The organism is Enterobacter cloacae complex sp.6700776, assembly GCF_048284255.1.
Classification (GTDB): Bacteria; Pseudomonadota; Gammaproteobacteria; order Enterobacterales; family Enterobacteriaceae; genus Enterobacter; species Enterobacter intestinihominis.
Window position 1 is genome coordinate 1 of the sequence record NZ_JBLVYK010000284.1, and the last position, 271, is coordinate 271.

At 71.6% G+C, this 271-nt stretch carries 1 protein-coding gene; it reads right to left on the bottom strand.

Annotated features, from left to right (window positions below):
* Positions 1 to 271 (bottom strand): serine hydrolase (locus ACNQ0T_RS24270; RefSeq protein WP_417930502.1); only part of this gene is annotated, 271 nt, incomplete at both ends.

Sequence of the window (271 nt, forward strand, 5' to 3'; positions counted from 1 at the left end):
CTCGAAGCCCAGCAGGGCCGGCTCGATGCCGAGGGGCGCCAGGATCTGATCGCGCAGATAGCACGTGAAAGCCTGGCCGGCCGCCTGCTCGACCACCTCGCCAAGCAGCCAGTAGCCGAGGTTTGAATAGGCGAAACGCATGCCGGGCGGCGATGACGGGTGCGGGTGCGCTGCCACCGCACGCCGTAACGCCGCCCGCGCATCGAAGGCCGCGTGGCGCGCCGCAGGATGCACCCAGCGCAGTGGCAGCGGGTTCGGCAGGCCGCCGGTG